Annotated in this window: 17 protein-coding genes; 9 read left to right on the forward strand and 8 right to left on the reverse strand. The window is 52.0% G+C overall.

What is annotated here, in order from left to right; translation table 11 throughout:
• Position 1: 1 nt before the first annotated feature.
• The 6 genes from yiaN to araD are packed head-to-tail and all read left to right on the forward strand — an operon-like array spanning position 2 to position 5,979.
• Positions 2 to 1,279, forward strand: coding sequence for a 2,3-diketo-L-gulonate TRAP transporter large permease YiaN (yiaN, locus tag ACJHXB_RS12500; protein WP_000279599.1), 1,278 nt, complete (start codon positions 2 to 4; stop codon positions 1,277 to 1,279).
• A 12-nt stretch (positions 1,280 to 1,291) separates the two neighbouring features.
• A complete protein-coding gene (yiaO, locus tag ACJHXB_RS12505) occupies positions 1,292 to 2,278 on the forward strand; it encodes a 2,3-diketo-L-gulonate TRAP transporter substrate-binding protein YiaO (protein WP_000776910.1) in 987 nt (328 codons plus the stop codon).
• A 3-nt stretch (positions 2,279 to 2,281) separates the two neighbouring features.
• Positions 2,282 to 3,778 carry an L-xylulokinase gene (lyxK, locus tag ACJHXB_RS12510; RefSeq protein WP_000196116.1) on the forward strand — a complete coding sequence of 499 codons (1,497 nt, stop codon included), beginning with the start codon at positions 2,282 to 2,284 and terminating at the stop codon, positions 3,776 to 3,778.
• Positions 3,775 to 4,437, forward strand: a complete 663-nt coding sequence (gene ulaD / locus ACJHXB_RS12515) for a 3-keto-L-gulonate-6-phosphate decarboxylase UlaD (RefSeq protein ID WP_000089469.1) — start codon at positions 3,775 to 3,777, stop codon at positions 4,435 to 4,437. The genes lyxK and ulaD overlap by 4 nt, the downstream gene beginning before the upstream one ends.
• Positions 4,430 to 5,290 carry an L-ribulose-5-phosphate 3-epimerase gene (locus tag ACJHXB_RS12520; protein WP_001469354.1) on the forward strand — a complete coding sequence of 287 codons (861 nt, stop codon included), beginning with the start codon at positions 4,430 to 4,432 and terminating at the stop codon, positions 5,288 to 5,290. Before ulaD ends, ACJHXB_RS12520 begins: the two co-directional genes overlap by 8 nt.
• Complete coding sequence (gene araD, locus ACJHXB_RS12525; protein WP_000893130.1) at positions 5,284 to 5,979, forward strand: L-ribulose-5-phosphate 4-epimerase; 696 nt, start codon at positions 5,284 to 5,286, stop codon at positions 5,977 to 5,979. The genes ACJHXB_RS12520 and araD overlap by 7 nt, the downstream gene beginning before the upstream one ends.
• A gap of 31 nt (positions 5,980 to 6,010) precedes the next feature.
• Here araD and ACJHXB_RS12530 read toward each other — a convergent pair whose 3' ends face one another.
• A complete protein-coding gene (locus ACJHXB_RS12530) occupies positions 6,011 to 6,826 on the reverse strand; it encodes an AraC family transcriptional regulator (RefSeq protein ID WP_000891838.1) in 816 nt (271 codons plus the stop codon).
• Positions 6,827 to 7,051: 225 nt separating this feature from the next.
• Here ACJHXB_RS12530 and ACJHXB_RS12535 point away from each other — a divergent pair, with 225 nt between their 5' ends.
• Both ACJHXB_RS12535 and ACJHXB_RS12540 read left to right on the forward strand, forming a co-directional pair.
• Entirely contained in the window at positions 7,052 to 8,452 is a 1,401-nt protein-coding gene (locus ACJHXB_RS12535; protein ID WP_000204815.1) for an MFS transporter, read from the forward strand.
• Positions 8,453 to 8,462: 10 nt separating this feature from the next.
• Complete coding sequence (locus ACJHXB_RS12540) at positions 8,463 to 10,427, forward strand: glycoside hydrolase family 127 protein (protein WP_001026871.1); 1,965 nt, start codon at positions 8,463 to 8,465, stop codon at positions 10,425 to 10,427.
• 71 nt (positions 10,428 to 10,498) lie between these two features.
• On the opposite strand, the gene ACJHXB_RS12545 is transcribed toward ACJHXB_RS12540, so the two are convergent.
• Both ACJHXB_RS12545 and ACJHXB_RS12550 read right to left on the reverse strand, forming a co-directional pair.
• The gene (locus tag ACJHXB_RS12545) at positions 10,499 to 10,909 is read right to left on the reverse strand and encodes a type II toxin-antitoxin system HicB family antitoxin (protein WP_000499746.1); all 411 of its coding nucleotides are present in this window, start codon (positions 10,907 to 10,909) and stop codon (positions 10,499 to 10,501) included.
• Positions 10,910 to 10,925: 16 nt separating this feature from the next.
• Positions 10,926 to 11,111: a type II toxin-antitoxin system HicA family toxin gene (locus ACJHXB_RS12550; RefSeq protein ID WP_000833474.1), complete on the reverse strand. Its 186-nt coding sequence runs from the start codon at positions 11,109 to 11,111 to the stop codon at positions 10,926 to 10,928.
• A gap of 472 nt (positions 11,112 to 11,583) precedes the next feature.
• On the opposite strand from ACJHXB_RS12550, the gene ACJHXB_RS12555 reads away from it, so the two are divergent.
• Positions 11,584 to 12,663 (forward strand): type I restriction endonuclease, encoded by a 1,080-nt coding sequence (locus ACJHXB_RS12555; RefSeq protein WP_000061479.1) that lies wholly within the window; start codon positions 11,584 to 11,586, stop codon positions 12,661 to 12,663.
• Positions 12,664 to 12,703: 40 nt separating this feature from the next.
• Here the strand turns inward: ACJHXB_RS12555 and aldB are convergent, their stop codons facing one another.
• The 5 genes from aldB to ACJHXB_RS12580 all read right to left on the reverse strand — a co-directional run bounded on the left by aldB (position 12,704) and on the right by ACJHXB_RS12580 (position 19,722).
• Entirely contained in the window at positions 12,704 to 14,242 is a 1,539-nt protein-coding gene (gene aldB, locus ACJHXB_RS12560; RefSeq protein WP_001469350.1) for an aldehyde dehydrogenase AldB, read from the reverse strand.
• A gap of 200 nt (positions 14,243 to 14,442) precedes the next feature.
• Positions 14,443 to 15,594 (reverse strand): L-threonine dehydrogenase, encoded by a 1,152-nt coding sequence (gene yiaY / locus ACJHXB_RS12565; RefSeq protein ID WP_000741506.1) that lies wholly within the window; start codon positions 15,592 to 15,594, stop codon positions 14,443 to 14,445.
• Between the two features lie 189 nt (positions 15,595 to 15,783).
• Positions 15,784 to 17,628, reverse strand: coding sequence for a selenocysteine-specific translation elongation factor (gene selB, locus ACJHXB_RS12570; protein ID WP_000582429.1), 1,845 nt, complete (start codon positions 17,626 to 17,628; stop codon positions 15,784 to 15,786).
• The gene (gene selA / locus ACJHXB_RS12575) at positions 17,625 to 19,016 is read right to left on the reverse strand and encodes an L-seryl-tRNA(Sec) selenium transferase (RefSeq protein ID WP_000206243.1); all 1,392 of its coding nucleotides are present in this window, start codon (positions 19,014 to 19,016) and stop codon (positions 17,625 to 17,627) included. Before selA ends, selB begins: the two co-directional genes overlap by 4 nt.
• Before the next feature lie 97 nt (positions 19,017 to 19,113).
• Entirely contained in the window at positions 19,114 to 19,722 is a 609-nt protein-coding gene (locus ACJHXB_RS12580; protein WP_000779792.1) for a glutathione S-transferase, read from the reverse strand.
• Positions 19,723 to 19,977 lie beyond the last annotated feature (255 nt).

Raw genomic sequence — 19,977 nt, forward strand, 5'->3', positions numbered from 1 at the left:
CATGGCTGTGCTGATTTTTCTGGGCTGTCTGTTGGGTGGTATTGCTATCGGTTTGCCTATTGCCTGGGCACTTTTGTTGTGCGGGGCGGCGTTAATGTTCTGGCTGGATATGTTTGATGTCCAGATCATGGCACAAACGCTGGTGAACGGAGCCGACAGTTTCTCCCTGCTGGCGATACCGTTCTTTGTGCTGGCGGGTGAAATTATGAATGCGGGCGGCTTGTCGAAACGCATTGTTGACCTGCCGATGAAACTGGTGGGGCATAAACCTGGCGGGCTGGGCTACGTCGGCGTGCTGGCGGCTATGATTATGGCAAGCCTTTCCGGTTCTGCCGTTGCAGATACCGCCGCCGTCGCCGCGTTACTGGTGCCGATGATGCGCAGCGCTAACTACCCGGTCAACCGTGCTGCGGGGCTGATTGCCTCTGGCGGGATTATCGCGCCAATTATTCCTCCTTCCATTCCGTTTATTATCTTCGGCGTTTCCAGCGGATTATCCATCAGTAAGCTGTTTATGGCGGGCATTGCCCCTGGCATGATGATGGGTGCAACGCTGATGCTTACCTGGTGGTGGCAGGCCAGTCGCCTTAATTTACCCCGCCAGCAAAAAGCAACGATGCAGGAAATCTGGCACTCTTTTGTCTCCGGTATCTGGGCGCTGTTTCTTCCAGTCATCATTATTGGCGGGTTTCGCTCCGGTCTGTTTACCCCTACCGAAGCCGGGGCCGTTGCTGCTTTCTATGCGCTGTTTGTCGCCACAGTTATTTACCGTGAAATGACCTTCGCCACACTTTGGCATGTGCTCATTGGCGCAGCGAAAACGACCTCAGTGGTGATGTTTCTGGTGGCCTCGGCACAAGTTTCCGCCTGGCTGATCACCATTGCTGAACTGCCGATGATGGTTTCTGATTTACTGCAACCGCTGGTCGATTCACCGCGTCTGCTGTTTATCGTCATTATGGTGGCTATCCTGATTGTCGGCATGGTCATGGATTTAACGCCGACGGTATTAATTCTTACCCCGGTATTAATGCCTTTAGTTAAAGAGGCAGGAATCGATCCGATTTATTTCGGTGTCATGTTTATCATTAACTGCTCAATCGGCTTAATTACACCGCCTATCGGTAATGTGCTTAACGTTATTTCAGGGGTGGCAAAACTCAAATTCGATGATGCAGTCAGAGGCGTTTTCCCTTACGTCCTGGTTTTATATTCATTATTAGTCGTATTTGTTTTTATTCCCGATCTCATCATCCTCCCTTTGAAATGGATTAATTAAAAGGAAAATATTATGAAATTACGCTCTGTAACCTACGCATTATTCATTGCTGGCCTGGCTGCATTTAGTACATCTTCAATGGCGGCGCAGTCTTTACGTTTCGGTTATGAAACCTCACAAACCGACTCGCAACATATTGCGGCGAAAAAATTCAATGATTTATTGCAGGAGAGAACCAAAGGCGAGCTGAAATTAAAACTGTTCCCGGACAGCACTCTCGGTAACGCGCAGGCGATGATCAGCGGCGTACGTGGCGGCACCATCGATATGGAAATGTCCGGCTCGAATAACTTTGCCGGGTTATCACCAGTGATGAACTTGCTTGATGTCCCTTTCCTGTTCCGCGATACCGCTCACGCGCATAAAACGCTCGACGGCAAAGTCGGTGATGATTTGAAAGCCTCACTTGAAGGTAAAGGACTGAAAGTACTTGCCTACTGGGAAAACGGCTGGCGCGATGTCACCAACTCCCGCGCACCAGTTAAAACCCCCGCAGACCTGAAAGGGTTGAAAATCCGCACCAACAATAGCCCGATGAATATCGCCGCATTCAAAGTCTTTGGCGCTAACCCGATCCCGATGCCGTTTGCCGAAGTCTATACCGGGCTGGAAACGCGCACTATCGACGCTCAGGAACACCCGATCAACGTCGTCTGGTCAGCAAAATTTTTCGAAGTACAGAAGTACCTTTCTCTGACGCACCACGCCTATTCGCCACTTCTGGTGGTGATCAACAAAGCGAAGTTTGACGGCTTAACCCCGGAGTTCCAGCAGGCGCTGATCTCATCTGCGCAGGAAGCGGGTAACTACCAGCGCAAACTGGTTGCCGAAGATCAGCAAAAAATCATCGACGGCATGAAAGAAGCGGGCGTGGAAGTCATCACCGATCTCGACCGCAAAGCCTTTAGCGACGCACTGGGGAATCAGGTTCGCGACATGTTTGTTAAAGATGTGCCGCAGGGAGCTGATCTGCTGAAAGCCGTGGATGAGGTGCAATAAACCATGACGCAATACTGGCTGGGGTTAGATTGTGGCGGTAGCTGGCTGAAAGCCGGGCTGTATGACCGCGAAGGCCGGGAGGCAGGCGTGCAACGCCTGCCGCTGTGCACATTAAGCCCGCAGCCAGGCTGGGCAGAGCGCGATATGGCAGAACTGTGGCAATGCTGCATGGCTGTCATTCGCGCCCTGCTTACCCATTCCGGCGTTAGCGGGGAACAAATTGTCGGTATCGGCATCTCCGCACAGGGAAAGGGCTTGTTTTTGCTGGATAAAAACGACAAGCCGCTCGGTAACGCCATTTTGTCCTCGGATCGCCGGGCGATGGAAATCGTTCATCGCTGGCAGGAAGATGGCATCCCGGAAAAACTCTACCCGCTGACCCGACAAACCTTGTGGACCGGGCATCCGGTGTCGCTGTTACGCTGGCTGAAAGAGCACGAACCGGAACGCTACGCGCAAATTGGCTGCGTGATGATGACGCACGACTACCTGCGCTGGTGTTTAACCGGCGTCAAAGGTTGCGAAGAGAGCAATATTTCTGAGTCCAATCTCTACAACATGAGTCTTGGGGAATATGACCCGTGCCTCACCGACTGGCTTGGGATCGCTGAAATCAACCACGCCCTGCCGCCTGTTGTCGGATCTGCCGAAATCTGCGGGGAGATCACCGCTCAGACAGCCGCACTGACCGGTCTGAAAGCGGGTACGCCCGTTGTCGGCGGCCTGTTTGATGTGGTTTCCACCGCACTCTGTGCCGGGATCGAAGACGAATTTACCCTTAATGCGGTGATGGGCACCTGGGCGGTGACCAGCGGAATAACCCGTGGTTTACGTGACGGTGAAGCGCATCCGTATGTCTATGGTCGCTACGTTAACGATGGTCAATTTATCGTTCACGAAGCCAGCCCCACCTCTTCCGGCAACCTCGAATGGTTTACCGCACAGTGGGGAGAAATCTCGTTTGATGAGATTAACCAGGCCGTTGCCAGCTTGCCAAAGGCCGGGGGCGATCTCTTTTTCCTGCCGTTCCTGTACGGCAGCAACGCCGGACTCGAGATGACCAGCGGTTTCTACGGGATGCAGGCCATTCACACCCGCGCACACCTGTTGCAGGCCATTTATGAAGGGGTGGTATTCAGCCATATGACCCATCTCAACCGGATGCGCGAACGTTTTACTGATGTGCACACCCTGCGCGTCACTGGCGGCCCGGCGCATTCCGATGTCTGGATGCAAATGCTGGCGGACGTCAGCGGGCTGCGTATCGAACTGCCGCAGGTGGAAGAAACCGGCTGTTTTGGCGCGGCGCTTGCCGCCCGCGTCGGCACCGGGGTTTATCGCGATTTCAGCGAAGCCCAACGTGATTTACAGCACCCAGTACGCACCCTGCTGCCGGATATGACCGCACATCAGCTTTACCAACAAAAATACCAACGCTATCAGCATCTCATTGCCGCACTTCAGGGCTTTCACGCCCGCATCAAGGAGCACACATTATGAGCCGACCACTTCTGCAACTGGCCCTCGACCACTCATCACTTGAAGCCGCGCAGCGCGACGTGATGCTGTTAAAAGACAGCGTCGATATCGTCGAAGCGGGCACTATTCTCTGTTTAAACGAAGGGCTTGGCGCGGTGAAAGCCTTGCGCGAACAGTGCCCGGATAAAATCATCGTTGCCGACTGGAAGGTCGCCGACGCGGGTGAAACGCTCGTGCAACAGGCATTTGGCGCAGGCGCTAACTGGATGACCATCATCTGCGCCGCGCCGCTCGCGACGGTGGAAAAAGGCCACGCCATGGCGCAACGCTGCGGTGGTGAAATTCAGATAGAACTGTTCGGCAACTGGACGCTGGACGACGCCCGCGACTGGCATCGTATTGGCGTGCGGCAGGCCATTTATCATCGCGGTCGTGACGCGCAAGCCAGCGGGCAACAGTGGTGCGAAGCCGATCTGGCACGTATGAAGGCGCTTTCCGATATCGGCCTTGAGCTTTCCATTACCGGCGGGATTACCCCTGCTGACCTGCCGCTGTTTAAAGATATCCGCGTGAAAGCGTTTATTGCCGGGCGGGCGCTGGCAGGCGCAGCAAATCCGGCGCAGGTGGCTGGCGATTTCCATGCGCAAATCGACGCTATCTGGGGAGGCGCGCGTGCGTAATCATCCGTTAGGTATTTATGAAAAAGCGCTGGCGAAAGATCTCTCCTGGCCTGAGCGGCTGGTGCTGGCGAAAAGCTGCGGTTTTGATTTTGTCGAAATGTCGGTGGATGAAACCGACGAACGTTTGTCACGCCTTGACTGGAACGCCGCACAACGTGCTTCACTGGTCACTGCGATGATCGAAACGGGTGTTGCCATTCCGTCAATGTGCCTGTCCGCACATCGTCGCTTTCCCTTTGGCAGCCGGGACGAGGCGGTGCGCGAACGGGCGCGGAAAATCATGAGTAAAGCGATTCGCCTGGCGCGCGATCTCGGCATTCGCACCATTCAACTGGCGGGTTATGACGTCTATTACGAAGACCACGACGAAGGCACCCGGCAACGTTTTGCTGAAGGGCTGGCGTGGGCGGTCGAACAGGCGGCGGCATCACAAGTAATGCTGGCGGTGGAGATTATGGATACCGCGTTTATGAACTCCATCAGCAAATGGAAAAAATGGGACGAGATGCTCGCCTCGCCGTGGTTCACCGTCTACCCGGACGTCGGCAACCTCAGCGCCTGGGGCAATGATGTTTCCGCCGAACTGAAACTGGGCATTGACCGTATTGCCGCAATCCACCTGAAAGACACCCGGCCAGTGACCGAGCAAAGCCCCGGACAGTTCCGTGATGTGCCGTTTGGCGAAGGCTGCGTCGATTTCGTTGGCATCTTCAAAACGCTGCATGAACTGAACTATCGCGGTTCTTTCCTGATTGAGATGTGGACCGAAAAAGCCAAAGAGCCGGTGCTGGAGATTATTCAGGCGCGGCGCTGGATTGAAGCGCGTATGCAGGAGGCTGGATTTATATGTTAGAGCAACTGAAAGCCGACGTGCTGGCGGCAAATCTGGCACTTCCCGCTCACCATCTGGTGACGTTCACCTGGGGCAATGTCAGCGCGGTAGACGAAACGCGGCAATGGATGGTAATCAAACCTTCCGGCGTCGAGTACGACGTGATGACTGCCGACGATATGGTGGTGGTTGAGATAGCCAGCGGTAAGGGGGTGGAAGGCAGCAAAAAGCCCTCGTCCGACACGCCAACGCATCTGGCGCTCTACCGTCGCTATGCCGAAATCGGTGGCATTGTGCATACCCACTCGCGCCACGCGACCATCTGGTCACAGGCCGGGCTGGATCTCCCCGCCTGGGGCACCACGCACGCCGATTACTTCTATGGAGCCATCCCCTGCACGCGCCTGATGACCGCAGAAGAGATCAACGGCGAGTATGAATACCAGACTGGCGAAGTGATCATTGAAACCCTCGAAGAACGCGGCAGGAGTCCAGCGCAAATCCCGGCGGTTCTGGTACATTCTCACGGCCCGTTCGCCTGGGGTAAAAACGCCGCCGATGCGGTGCATAATGCCGTAGTGCTGGAAGAGTGCGCCTATATGGGCCTGTTCTCGCGCCAGCTTGCGCCGCAACTCCCTGCGATGCAAAACGAACTGTTGGATAAGCACTACCTGCGTAAGCATGGGGCCAATGCCTATTACGGGCAGTAATCCCTCACGCCGGGGCTTCATTGCCCCGGCACTACGAATTGATATGTTCCTTGCTGTAACGTCGCTTCCACGCAGCTGGCGTTAAACCGGTGTGTTTGCGAAAAATCTGCCGGAAATAGCCAACGTCATTAAACCCACACAACGCCGCCACTTCCGTGAGCGATCGCGCTTCGCTAATTAACAGCTTTTCGGCTTCGCGCACTCGCTGGCGATGGATTGCTTCTGTTAACGTCAGATGAAACACCCGCCGATAGACGCGCCCAAGATAATCGGCATTGCAGTACAGCTCGCGGGCTAAAAGCGCCGTGGAAAGCGGGCGATGATATTGCGTGCGGATCAGTTTCTGCGCTTTCCAGGCAAGCGTGGTACCTGCGGCATCGGCCTGTTCATCAAGACGCGCGTCACGGGTGAGTTGCTGCAAAATCAGCAGCACAATAAACTCCAGCGCCGGAGTGCGTTGATGCTTTTCCTGTTCGCTTAAGAACTGGCGAAACAGGGCCACCAGCGCCTGCGGATCGGCAACCTTCGTTTGTTGCGGCACGCTAAGATGAGTGAGCCAGCGCGGGTCGCTATCCGGCGCTTTAACCTCAAAATGCAGCCAGTAAAATTTGAGATCGGCGGGAAAATCCTCTACCCCAACATGCTGTCGGTTCGGCCAGAGTAATAAACTCTCTCCCGCATCGACCAGAAATATCCGCTCTTCTTCCTGAATCGTTAATCGACCTTTTTCGACAAAGATAATTTCCCATGACTCCAGCCGCCTTGCCGGATGCCTCCCTACGCCACGGGAAATAAATAATCCACCATTTTGCACTTTAATCGGTAACGTCATGGATAATTCGAGCATTGATATGTAATTTCCCGCTTATTCATTAATGATTAAACACATTACCTTTTGATTATTAATCAAAAACATTAATTTCACCTGATCCATTTCACACTTTTAAATTCAGGTCGGAATCGTCACCTTTTTTTACTCTTTTCTCGCCTTGTTGATATTCCCGTTCACGGCAGAATTAATCATGTCATTGCAATAAAACTAAAAATTGCTCCCTATTCACGAGGAATATCTATGACCTCTACACCGATTACTACCGCTGATATCGCTAAAGGTAAAATTGACGATGCGTTATCTGTACGGGAAAAAATAGGCTACGGCCTGGGTGACGCAGGCGGCACCGTAATAACTTGCCTGATCATGAACTTTCTCACCTTTTTCTACACCGACGTTTTTGGCTTAACTCCGGCGCTGGTCGGCACGCTGTTTATTGCACTGCGCGTGTTTGATGCCATCTCCGACCCGGTGATGGGCGTCATTGCCGACCGGACGCAAAGTCGCTGGGGGCGCTTTCGTCCGTGGCAGTTATGGATTGCCATTCCCATCGGCATTATCGGCATCCTGACGTTCACCGTGCCAGATGCCAGCATGGGAGTAAAAATCGCCTGGGCGTTCGGCACTTACCTGCTCCTTTCAGTCGGTTATACCGCCATCAACGTGCCGTACTGCGCGCTGATCAACACCATGACCACCCGCCACAATGAAGTGATCTCCTGCCAGTCCTGGCGATTCGTTCTCTGCGGCGTAGCGGGATTTCTGGTTTCGGTTGGCCTGCCGTGGATGGTGGATCTCTTCGGTCAGGGTAATGCCGCGCGCGGCTATCAACTGGGCGTCGGCGTATTGTGCGCCATCGCTGTGGTGATGTTCCTGTGCTGTTTCTTCTGGGTTCGTGAACGGGTACCACTCTCCACAATGGGGAAATTTACCCTGCGCGAACATCTTGCCGGGCTGCGAAACAACGACCAACTGCTGCTGATGCTGGTCATGTCTTTCCTGCTGATTAACGTCTTTAACATTCGCGGCGGTGGGTATATGTACTTCATTACCTACGTCTTACAAGGCAGTACGGGCTACACGTCGCTGTTCTTCACCATGGTCACCTTCGCCTCCATTATCGGCTCGGTGATTGTCAGCCCGTTAACGCGACGTTTCGATACCGTCAAAATTTACTACTACACCAACCTGCTCCTCGCCGCGCTGGCGGTGTTGATGTGGTTCCTGCCTTCTGGCCCGGCTTATCAAACGCTGTGGCTGGCGGTGATCCTCGGTAATGGCGTGATTCTTGGCTTCACATTGCCATTGCACTTCTCATTGATGGCCTTTGCCGATGACTACGGCGAGTGGAAAACCCGCGTACGTTCTTCCGGCATGAACTTCGCCTTCAATCTGTTTTTCATCAAACTGGCCTGGGCCTCCAGCGCCGGGATCATCAGCCTGCTGTTTATTTTTGTCGCCTACCAGCCAGGCGTGGAAAACCAGACCACCAGTTCGCTTGGCGGGATCACGGCGATGGAAACATTACTGCCTGCGCTATTCCACCTGCTGCTGGCAGGGGCGATCCGCTTTTGCAAACTCAATAACCCTATGATGTCACGCATTGCTACCGACCTGCGTCAGCGTCATGTACAGCCTTAAGGAGCACAAGATGAACATTTCGGAAGTCGATCTGCATAAACTGACGGTCAGCGATCCGTTCCTCGGTCAGTACCAACAACTGGTCCGCGATGTGGTGATTCCTTATCAGTGGGACGCCTTGAACGATCGTATCCCAGAAGCGGAACCCAGCCATGCGATTGAAAACTTTCGCATTGCCGCAGGACTGCAAGACGGTGAATTTTACGGGATGGTGTTTCAGGACAGCGACGTCGCCAAATGGCTGGAAGCGGTAGCCTGGTCGCTGTGCCAGAAGCCGGATGCCGAACTGGAAAAAACCGCTGACGAGGTAATCGAACTGGTCGCTTCCGCCCAGTGCGAAGATGGCTATCTCAATACTTACTTTACGGTAAAAGCGCCCGAAGAACGCTGGAGCAATCTGGCGGAGTGTCATGAACTTTACTGCGCCGGTCATCTGATTGAAGCCGGAGTCGCCTTCTTCCAGGCCACGGGAAAACGGCGCTTGCTGGAAGTGGTTTGCCGTCTGGCCGATCATATCGACAGCGTATTTGGTCCAGGTGAAAGTAAGTTACACGGTTATCCTGGTCACCCGGAAATTGAACTGGCACTAATGCGCCTGTATGAAGTGACCGAAGAGCCGCGCTACCTGGCGCTGACAAACTATTTTGTCGAACAGCGTGGTGCGCAACCGCACTATTACGACCAGGAATATGAAAAGCGCGGGCAGACCTCGCACTGGCACACCTACGGCCCGGCGTGGATGGTGAAAGATAAAGCCTACAGCCAGGCGCATTTGCCCATCGCACAGCAACAAACCGCCATCGGACATGCAGTACGCTTTGTATATCTGATGACTGGCGTCGCACATCTGGCGCGTTTAAGTCACGATGAAAGCAAGCGTCAGGACTGCCTGCGGCTGTGGAACAATATGGCCCAGCGTCAGTTATATATTACCGGCGGCATTGGCTCACAAAGCAGCGGCGAAGCGTTCAGCAGCGATTACGATCTGCCGAATGACACGGTATACGCTGAAAGCTGCGCCTCCATCGGCCTGATGATGTTTGCCCGGCGAATGCTGGAAATGGAAGGCGACAGTCAATATGCCGATGTGATGGAGCGCGCGCTGTACAACACTGTGCTCGGCGGCATGGCACTGGATGGCAAACATTTCTTCTATGTGAATCCGCTGGAAGTACATCCAAAATCGCTGAAATTCAACCATATCTACGATCACGTTAAGCCGATCCGCCAGCGTTGGTTTGGTTGCGCTTGTTGTCCGCCAAATATCGCCCGCGTGCTAACCTCGATTGGTCATTATCTCTACACGCCGCGTGAAGATGCGTTGTATATCAACATCTACGCAGGAAACAGCATGGAAGTGCCGGTAGAAAATGGCACGCTGCGCCTGCGGGTTAGCGGAAACTATCCGTGGCAGGAGCAGGTGACGATTGCGGTTGAATCGCCCCAGCCGGTGCGTCATACGCTGGCTTTACGTCTGCCGGACTGGTGCACACAGCCGCAGATCATATTGAATGGGGAAGAGGTCGAGCAGGATATTCGTAAAGGGTATTTGCACATTACCCGCGAATGGCAGGAGGGCGATATGCTGAATCTGACTTTGCCGATGCCGGTACGCCGCGTTTACGGTAACCCGCTGGTGCGTCACGTCGCCGGAAAAGTGGCGATTCAGCGCGGCCCACTGGTGTATTGCCTGGAACACGCCGACAACGGCGAGTCACTGCATAACCTGTGGCTGCCCGCCGATGCGCCATTTACGACATTTGAAGGTAATGGATTGTTCCGCCATAAGATCTTAATCCAGGCTCCGGGTTACCGGTATGAACAGAGCAATCCAGAGCAGCAACCGCTGTGGCATTACGACAGCGCGCCAGCCAAACGCCAGCCGCAAACCCTGACCTTTATCCCGTGGTTTAGCTGGGCCAACCGGGGTGAAGGCGAAATGCGGATCTGGGTGAATGAGGAAACCAGCGCATGATGCGACGCTTAACGCGTCTTATCAGTATCAACATATCGGTGCGGTTGCCCGCCAACCATCGAAACGCGAGATTAAACGCCCGGCAATACACGCCGGGCAGCTTCCGCCAGAAACGCACTTCTGTTGGCATAGTCTGGGTTATTGCGCACGTAGGTATCAATCTTGTTCAGTAATCTTTTTGGCATCGTAATATTGATACGTTCAGCCCGACCTTCGAACTGATTCATATTGATATCCACCAGCAACCATTGCCCGCCAATAAAGTCCTGCGCACGCTGGACCAGATGTGTTTCCACAGAGCCTGGAAGCGGCAACTCTTCATTCATCTCGCATAAGGTTTCGAAGTGCGCGACCAGTGCACTTCGCGCATCCTGGAAAGCGTAGTCCAGCGTATCACCAGCAAAATAACAGCCTGGAACATCAGGGAAAAAACCGCTGGCGCTGCCGTCAGGATCACTGTGGATATAGGCGGGATAAAACATATTGCCTCCTGAAATTTTAAAATGTTAAACCAGCCTGACGCCCAATTTGCGCCAGCGTACCGGGCTTAATATCTTTTTTAGGGTGCGGAACCGTCACCAGACCCGGATGAACAGGGTGGCGGAACTGATGACGACTGCCACGGGTTCGAATATGTTCCCAGCCATGCTGCTTCAGGATGGCGATCACGTCTGCACTTTTCACATCCCTGCCCTTCCATGATTATACACACGATACACACACAATTAGCGATAACAATCACGATAGCGCGATTTATATGGGCCGTCAGGGGGATAAAGTTGACTCAGGAATGCCGCTCGGAAGAAGAATAACGGTGTGCAGTAATTGGTAGAAAATATGCGAGGATGCTCGCAATTTACATATAACTCATAGTATTAGGTGTTAAAAAATCTGTATTAGATTATCCATGCGATATCGAAGCTAGTCTTGCTATAGCTCCAACTCGTATTCATTGAACGTTTAAAACAACCAATAAAAGACACTGTTTTATTTTCTTGATAAATATCAAGTTTGTTTCACCATTGTATTTACAATGTGCAAACATTATTTTTTGTGTGTTATACATTAACTATGACCAATGATAAAGCGTTAATATATAAATATTTTCTATATTTTTATCAAACGCATTTTTATTAAATATATATAAGGAGTTATAATGTCTATGGAGTTTATAGATAAGCTGAATTCATTATCCGCAAAAATAAAACAACAAGCCGGAGTCATTGAAACGGAGGAAGCTACCAAAAATGCTTTCGTAATGCCGTTCATTAACAATGTGTTAGGTTATGATGTCTTTGATCCTACCGAAGTTATCCCAGAGTTTGTATGCGATATTGGAACGAAGAAAGGTGAAAGGATTGACTATGCAATCTTAAAAAATAGCGAGGTTCAGATTCTCATTGAATGCAAAAAAATTGGCGATCCTCTAAATATAAATCATGCTTCACAGCTTTTTCGATACTTTCATGTAACAAATGCAAGAATATCTATTCTAACCAATGGACAAGTTTATAAATTTTTTACTGATTTAGAAGCACCTAATAAAATGGATGAAAAACCATTTCTTGAGATAGATCTACTTGACTTAGACGAAACAGTTGTTCCCGAGATAAAGAAGCTTACTAAATCAGCATTTGATTTGGAATCAATAATTAATGCTGCAGGTGAATTAAAATATGTTAGTTTAATTAAAAAAGTTCTCCATGCACAAATGAATAATCCTGAAGAGGATTTTGTAAAATTCTTTGCAGCAAGAATTTATGAAGGTATGTTAACACAAAAGGTAAAAGATACGTTTGCAAAATTAACAAAGAAAGCTGCCAATCAATATATTAACTCTCAAATAAACGAAAGATTGAAATCGGCAATAGGTGGTGGGTCATTATCTGTAATTGATTCGAATTCACACAATGAGGAAGTTGAATGTATTAATAAAGAAGAAACCGATATTGCCACTACTATGGAGGAACTTGAAGGATTTCATATTGTTAAAGCTATAGTTCGCGTAGTGCTTGATGCACCACGAATAGTCCACAGAGATACAAAAAGCTATTTTGGTATACTTGTAGATGACAATAATCGAAAGCCACTCTGTAGATTACATTTCAATCGAAATCAAAAATATATTGGTTTATTTGACTTAGAGAAAAACGAAACCCGCCATCCTATTGAATCTCTCGATGATATTTATTCTTTCAGCGATGAGTTGAAAGCGACTGCCGCTTTATACAACTAAAACAAAGGCAGACAACTATTAACGTTGCCTGCCTTTCACATCAGAACAGCCCCAACGGTTTATCCGAGTAGCTCACCAGCAGGCACTTGGTTTGCTGGTAATGCTCAAGCATCATTTTGTGGGTTTCGCGGCCAATGCCTGATTGTTTGTAGCCACCAAACGCCGCATGTGCCGGGTAAGCGTGATAACAGTTGGTCCACACGCGCCCGGCCTGAATGCCGCGCCCCATCTTATAGGCCAGATTACCGTTGCGGCTCCAGACACCCGCGCCCAGGCCATATTTCGTGTCGTTCGCCAGCTCCAGCGCTTCTTCCATCGTTTTGAAGGTGGTCACCGCCAGCACCGGGCCAAAAATCTCCTCCTGGAACACGCGCATATTATTCTGACCAAACAGAATCGTCGGTTCGAGGTAGTAGCCGTCTTTCAGTTCGCCTTCCAGCAGCTTGCGCCGCCCGCCGGTGAGCACATCAGCGCCTTCTTTTTTACCGATATCAATGTAATTGAGGATGGTTTCCAGTTGCCCGTGCGAAACCTGCGCTCCCATTTGCGTCACGCTGTCGAGTGGGTTACCGCTACGAATGCTTTCGACACGGCGGATGGCGCGTTCCATAAAGCGTTCGTAGATAGACTCCTGTACTAAAGCACGGCTTGGACAGGTGCAAACTTCGCCCTGGTTAAAGGCAAACAGTGCAAAGCCTTCCAGCGCTTTATCGAAAAAGGCATCTTCTTCATCCATCACATCAGCAAAGAAGATATTTGGCGATTTGCCGCCCAGCTCCAGGGTTACCGGAATAATGTTTTGCGTAGCGTATTGCATAATTTGTTGGCCCACTTCCGTTGAGCCGGTAAACGCCACTTTAGCGATGCGTTTCGAGGTCGCCAGATATTCGCCAATTTCCCCACCTGCACCGTTGACCACGTTCACCACGCCTGGCGGCAGTAAATCACCGACGATTTCCATTAGCAGCAGTACAGAAAGCGGGGTAAGACGTGCGGGTTTCAGCACCACACAGTTGCCCGCCGCCAGCGCGGGGGCCATTTTCCAGCTCGCCATCAGCAGCGGGAAGTTCCACGGAATAATCTGCCCCACCACGCCTAACGGTTCGTGGAAGTGATAAGCCACGGTTTCGCTATCCACTTCACTAATACCGCCTTCCTGCGCCCGAATACACGAGGCGAAATAGCGGAAATGGTCAATCGCCAGCGGCACATCGGCAGCACTGGTTTCGCGAATGGGTTTGCCGTTATCCCAGGTTTCAGCGGTCGCTAACAGTTCGAGGTTCTGCTCCATCCGATCGGCGATCTTAAACAGAATCGCCGCGCGCTCCTGCACCGAAGTATGCGCCCATTTATCTTTCACTTTGTGCGCAGCATCCAGCGCCAGATCGATGTCTCGTTTGCCCGAAGACGCCACTTCGCACAGCAGCTGCCCGGTCACCGGCGTCAGGTTCTGGTAATACTCGCCGTCGGCAGGGGCTACCCACTCGCCGCCGATAAAGTTGTCATAACGGGCTTTTAACTTAAGAGGAAAACCATACTCGCCGGGCTTAATCTGTGCTGAAGGGGGATTATTGGTCATGATCGTCTCCTTGCGGTGTGAGGTATAACAAGGGTAGACGTGGCTGGCGAAATCTTCGCCAACTGGTGATAGCTTTACGACGGCTATCACGAATTTACGGGCAAGGATTACAGAGATAACTAAAACTCTCTCAAAAATCGCAAATTTTGAGAGAGTTTAAAAAATGGCTGACAATTAGCCAGCCATTGGGGGAATGATGATTACATCGCAGCGCGATAAATCGCCACAATTTCTTCGTGAGTTGCCTGAATCGGGTTAGTAAACCCACACGCATCTTTCAGGGCATTTGTGGCCAGTACCGCGAAATCCTCTTCTTTCACGTTCAGGTCACGCAGGCCTGCCGGGATATTCACTTTCTTCGCCAGTTCACGGATGGCATTGATGCACGCTTCTGCGCCTTCCGCGTCATTTTTGCCTGTCACGTTCACGCCCATAGCAGCAGCACAGTCACGCAGACGCGCAGCGGCGACTTTGCTGTTGAATACCTGAACATGCGGCAGCAGAACGGCGTTACATACACCGTGCGGCAGATTGTAGAAACCGCCCAGCTGGTGCGCCATCGCATGAACATAACCCAGAGAAGCGTTGTTGAATGCCATGCCAGCGAGGAACTGGGCATAAGCCATTGCTTCACGCGCTTTAGCATTGCTGCCATTTTCAACGGCTAACGGCAGGTTTTCGGCAATCATGGTCACCGCTTTCAATGCACAAGCGTCAGTGATCGGCGTGGCAGCAATAGAAACATACGCTTCGATAGCGTGCGTTAAGGCATCCATACCCGTTGCGGCGGTCAGTGACTGCGGCATACCAATCATCAGAGAGGAGTCATTGACAGAAAGCAACGGAGTGACATGTTTATCAACAATCGCCATTTTGATATGACGCGCTTCGTCAGTGATGATGCAGAAACGGGTCATTTCAGAGGCCGTACCCGCCGTGGTGTTGATGGCGATCATCGGCAGCTGCGGTTTTGCAGAGCGGTCAACGCCTTCGTAATCGCGAATATCGCCGCCATTGGCTGCCACCAGCGCAATACCTTTTGCGCAGTCGTGCGGAGAACCACCGCCTAAGGAGATCACGCTATCGCAATTATTTTCTTTAAGTAATTTCAAACCTGCAGCGACGTTTTCCGTGGTGGGGTTAGGTTGGGTGCCATCATAAATAACGCTAAAAATATTGCGTTCTTCCAGTGCTTTTTGCACATCACCCGCCATACCCAATTTCGTTAACATATTGTCAGTGACAATTAAGGTACGGGTAAATCCATAATCTGCCATCATATTCATTGCATCATTCAATGAATCAGCACCAATAACATTCACGGAAGGAATAAAAAAGGTTGAAGCTGCCATAACACACTCCTGAAAGTGTAAAAAAGGGCGGGCAGCTTACTGAGGATTTTCATTCGAAAATATGATCAGTATTATTGTTTATCAAAATTAATCTAATAAAAAGCACATTGTATTCATTAAACAATGTGCTTTTTTTAAATTCATAAGAATTTTGTATTAATTTATTTTAAAACTTAATTAATCATTTCCTTATTTTTCCGGAAATAATAATGCGTCGCGCAATAAATGATCATTTCCCCGACGACGCGTAAAACCAATGCGGTCAAAATATTCCAGAATTTGAATTGCCAGTTTTCGACCAACACCTAAACGATCGCGGAAATCCGCCGCGCAGGTTGAACCACATTCCTGATCGAGATCGCGGATCATATTGGCAAATTCGACAATCCGATCGTTACGGTAATAACGATCTTTAACGATCGCCGTAATTATCCCCTGCTGGGCCGCCTGGCGTAGAGTCAGGCGCATTGCCTGCTCGTCGGTTCCCGTCTCTTTTGCCAGGTCTCGCACCCACCACGGTTCGTCACCAAACAGCGGCTCTGCTTTTTGCCAGATGGCCTGCTGCTCTTCGCTGAAGCCCGCTTTGTGATCCGGCAGATGCAGCCAGCCGTGATGACTGAGGATGTCGCCGCTTTCGCGCATCTTTTCAATCAGCAACAGTACCAGCGCTTCATCTTCCATTGGCAACGCCATACGTCGCAGACGTTCGCGCCCAGGACCAGGTTCATCGCGATGTTGCTCATGATAAGTCGCTAATGTGTCGAGAATTTTCCGCTGCCAGCGAGCGGCAACCGGCGCATTCAACAAGCTATAACCAGCCTGAATATAGCCAGGCTGTTGCAGCAGTTCGCGCATCCCTTCGCCGTTGAGCTGCCGTGCCCAGGCGAAATCCGCAAGGTTAACCGCTCCGCGTTCCAGATGAACAGATAACGCATCGGCATCGCTCTGCGCCCGTGCAAGAGACGCCAGCCATTGCAGATATTCCGGCTTACGCTTACCGCGACGCGGCGGGTTAAGCATCACCACACGCGCCCCCGCCAGCGTGTTGCGGGCCGAGATATCGCGCAGCACTAAGCGATCGTTATCCGCCAGCCACAGCGGCGTGTCGAACACCAGCTCGGCAAGGTTATCTTCCAGCAGCGAAACGCGTCCCGTAACGTGGCTGGCGGCGTGGTGAATATGCAGCGGCTGCCACTGGGTCAGCGGTGTATGGGTTTGAAGCTCGACAATCACCCGTGTGAACGGCTCCGGCGGCGCATCGGCAAGCAGCCAGTCGCCACGGTTAATCTGCTCTTTTTCCGCATCACCCGCGATGTTAAGCGCGATACGCTGCCCGGCATGGGCAGTTTCTGTTGGCTGATTTTGCGCATGTAGCGCACGCACGCGCATCGGTTTATTTACACCAGTCAGCCAGAGTGAATCGCCTACCTTCACTTCCCCGCTTAACGCCGTACCGGTGACGACCAGCCCGGCACCTTTTACGGTAAATGCACGGTCGATCGCGAGGCGGAAACTATGTTGGCTGGCGTGTTCGCGTTCTGGTAACTGAAGCAGATGCTCGCGCAGGGCATCAATTCCCCGACCTTCGGTTGCTGCGGTGATAAACAGTTTTGCCTCAGCAAAACCGTATTCCCGTAGCACCTCCTTTACCTGGCGTTCAACCTCATCAACACGCGCTTCGTCCACGCGATCGGCTTTGGTCAGCGCCACTGTCAGCATCGGATTACCGGTCAGCTGCAAAATCGCCAGATGCTCACGGGTCTGTGCCATCACGCCGTCATCGCACGCCACCACCAACAGCGCGTGATCGATACCACCAACGCCCGCCAGCATGTTGGAAAGAAACTTTTCATGACCGGGTACGTCGATAAAACCAGGCACGCGACCATCCGGCTGCGGCCAGTAGGCATAGCCGAGATCGATAGTCATGCCGCGCTTTTTTTCTTCCGGCAGACGATCGGCATTTACGCCAGTAATCGCCTGCAATAAGGTTGTTTTGCCGTGGTCAACGTGTCCGGCAGTCGCAATAATCATTTCAACAACATCTCCAAAAACCGTTGCTCATCTTCAAGGCAGCGTAAATCCAGCCACAATCGTCCGTCATAAATACGACCAATCACCGGCACTGGCAATTCACGCCAGCGGGCGGCTAATGACTCAAGGTGGCTACCGCGTCCATCATGGGGTGTAAACGTTAATGCCGCACTCGGCAGGCGATCAACCGGCAGCGAACCACTGCCAATCTGCGAAAGACATGGCATAACCTGTACCGCAAACTCCGCGCCGTAATGTGTGGCAAGGGGGGCCTGTAAACGTTGTGCCTGGATTTGAATGACCTCTGCGCTGCGGGTAAGCAGACGCAGGGTCGGTAATTTTTCACTCAGCGCCTCAGGGTGTAAATAAAGACGCAGCGTGGCTTCCAGCGCCGCGAGGGTCATTTTATCCGCGCGTAATGCACGCTTCAGTGGATGGCTTTGCAGGCGGGCGATCATCTCTTTTTTACCAACAATAATTCCAGCCTGCGGCCCGCCTAACAACTTGTCGCCGGAGAAGCTCACCAGACTGACGCCCGCCGCAATCAACTCCTGCGGCATTGGCTCTTTCGGCAAACCGAACTGGCTAAGATCGACCAGCGAGCCACTGCCTAAATCAGTCACTACGGGAACATCCAGCTCTTTGCCGAGCGCCACCAGTTCCGCTTCATCTATCGCTTTGGTGAATCCCTGAATGCTGTAGTTACTGGTGTGTACTTTCATCAACAGCGCGGTATTTTCATTCACCGCCTGACGATAATCATTAGCGTGCGTGCGGTTGGTGGTCCCCACTTCGTGTAGGGTGCAGCCTGCCTGACGCATGACATCAGGAATACGAAACGCGCCGCCAATCTCCACCAGTTCGCCGCGAGAAACCACCACCTCTTTCCCGCTGGCAGTGGCCGCCAACATCAATAACACCGCCGCCGCATTGTTATTAACGATACAGGCATCTTCCGCTCCCGTAATGCGGCACAGCAGCTGCGCCAGCGCCCGATCGCGATGTCCGCGTCCGGCGTCGTCCAGATCGTACTCGAGGGTCACTGGCGAACGCATAGCCTGCGCAACGGCTTCCACCGCGGCTTCTGCCTGTAAAGCTCGCCCAAGATTGGTATGCAGCACGGTTCCCGTCAGGTTGATCACCGGACGCAGCGCGCTCTGCGCCTCCTTCGTCAGTCGGGCATCGACTTCTTGCGCCCAGTTTTCACACCATGCGGGCAGCGTCTGGCTGTCACGAATCACTTCTCGCGCTTCGTCAAGCATCTGACGCAGCAATTCCACTACGCGGGTGTGGCCATAAGTATCACGCAAAGAAAGGAAGGAGCTATCGCGCAATAAGCGATCAATAGCCGGAAGTTGACTATAGAGGGAACGCGTTTCGGTTGTCATAGGAAACCTGGCTGATCAAGGCCCTCTCACACGGAGAAGGGCGTTTAACATAACCACGGATTGTAACGTGAGATGGGTCAGGAGGACATATCGCGCATCAAGCCTTTGGCGGTTCGGTGCGAGCAAAACTTTCGCGGCTAAACAGGTTTTCGACCAGTTTGACTAAGTGTGGGCGGTCGACACACCAGCCTGGCGCAACGCGGCGGAAATTGAGATATCCGACGGCACAGGCAATGGCGATAGTCGCCAGATTGACCGTATCGGTTTTGAGCGTGCCATCGACCAGATATCCTTCCAGCACATCCAGACTGCGGTTGATTTTCTCCCGCTGGCGTAACAATTCATCTTCAGACTGCTGCGCCGCCGGACGCGCCTGTTCACGCACCGATACCAGCCCGGCATCCATAATGCCATCCGCCAGCGCCTCAATTTTGCGCACCCGCAACGACTCCAGCGGATCGCGCGGCAACATCGCCGGAGCGACATTCATTAATTCAATATATTCAGCGATGATCGGCGAATCAAACCAACATTCGCCCTCTTCGGTCACCAGCACCGGCACTTTCCCTAACGGGTTAAATTGCGCCACGCCGTTGTCCGCGTTATAGGGCAGTTCATTAATAAATTCGAAAGTTATGCCCTTTTCTAACAACAGAATAGAAAGTTTGCGTACAAACGGGCTGGTGTAGCTACCGACGAGTTTCATGCCGAGTCCTTTGTGCGAGGAAAAATATCAGTATGGCCTGGTGATGGGAAAAAGGGCAGAAAATGTTGATGGTTTGTTACTTCCCAATAAATCACATATTTATCATGGTGATATAAATATTTTCCTAATTGTTCTTATCTGACAGATATCTCACTTAAGGCTTTCTTATAAATCTGTAGGGTTTCGCCTGTCAGCAGACAAATAACCCGATAAAACAAGGATGAGCAGATGAGCGGAAAACCGGCGGCGCGTCAG

The sequence above is a fragment of the Escherichia sp. WS3227_2 genome, from assembly GCF_046486495.1.
GTDB lineage: Bacteria > Pseudomonadota > Gammaproteobacteria > Enterobacterales > Enterobacteriaceae > Escherichia > Escherichia coli.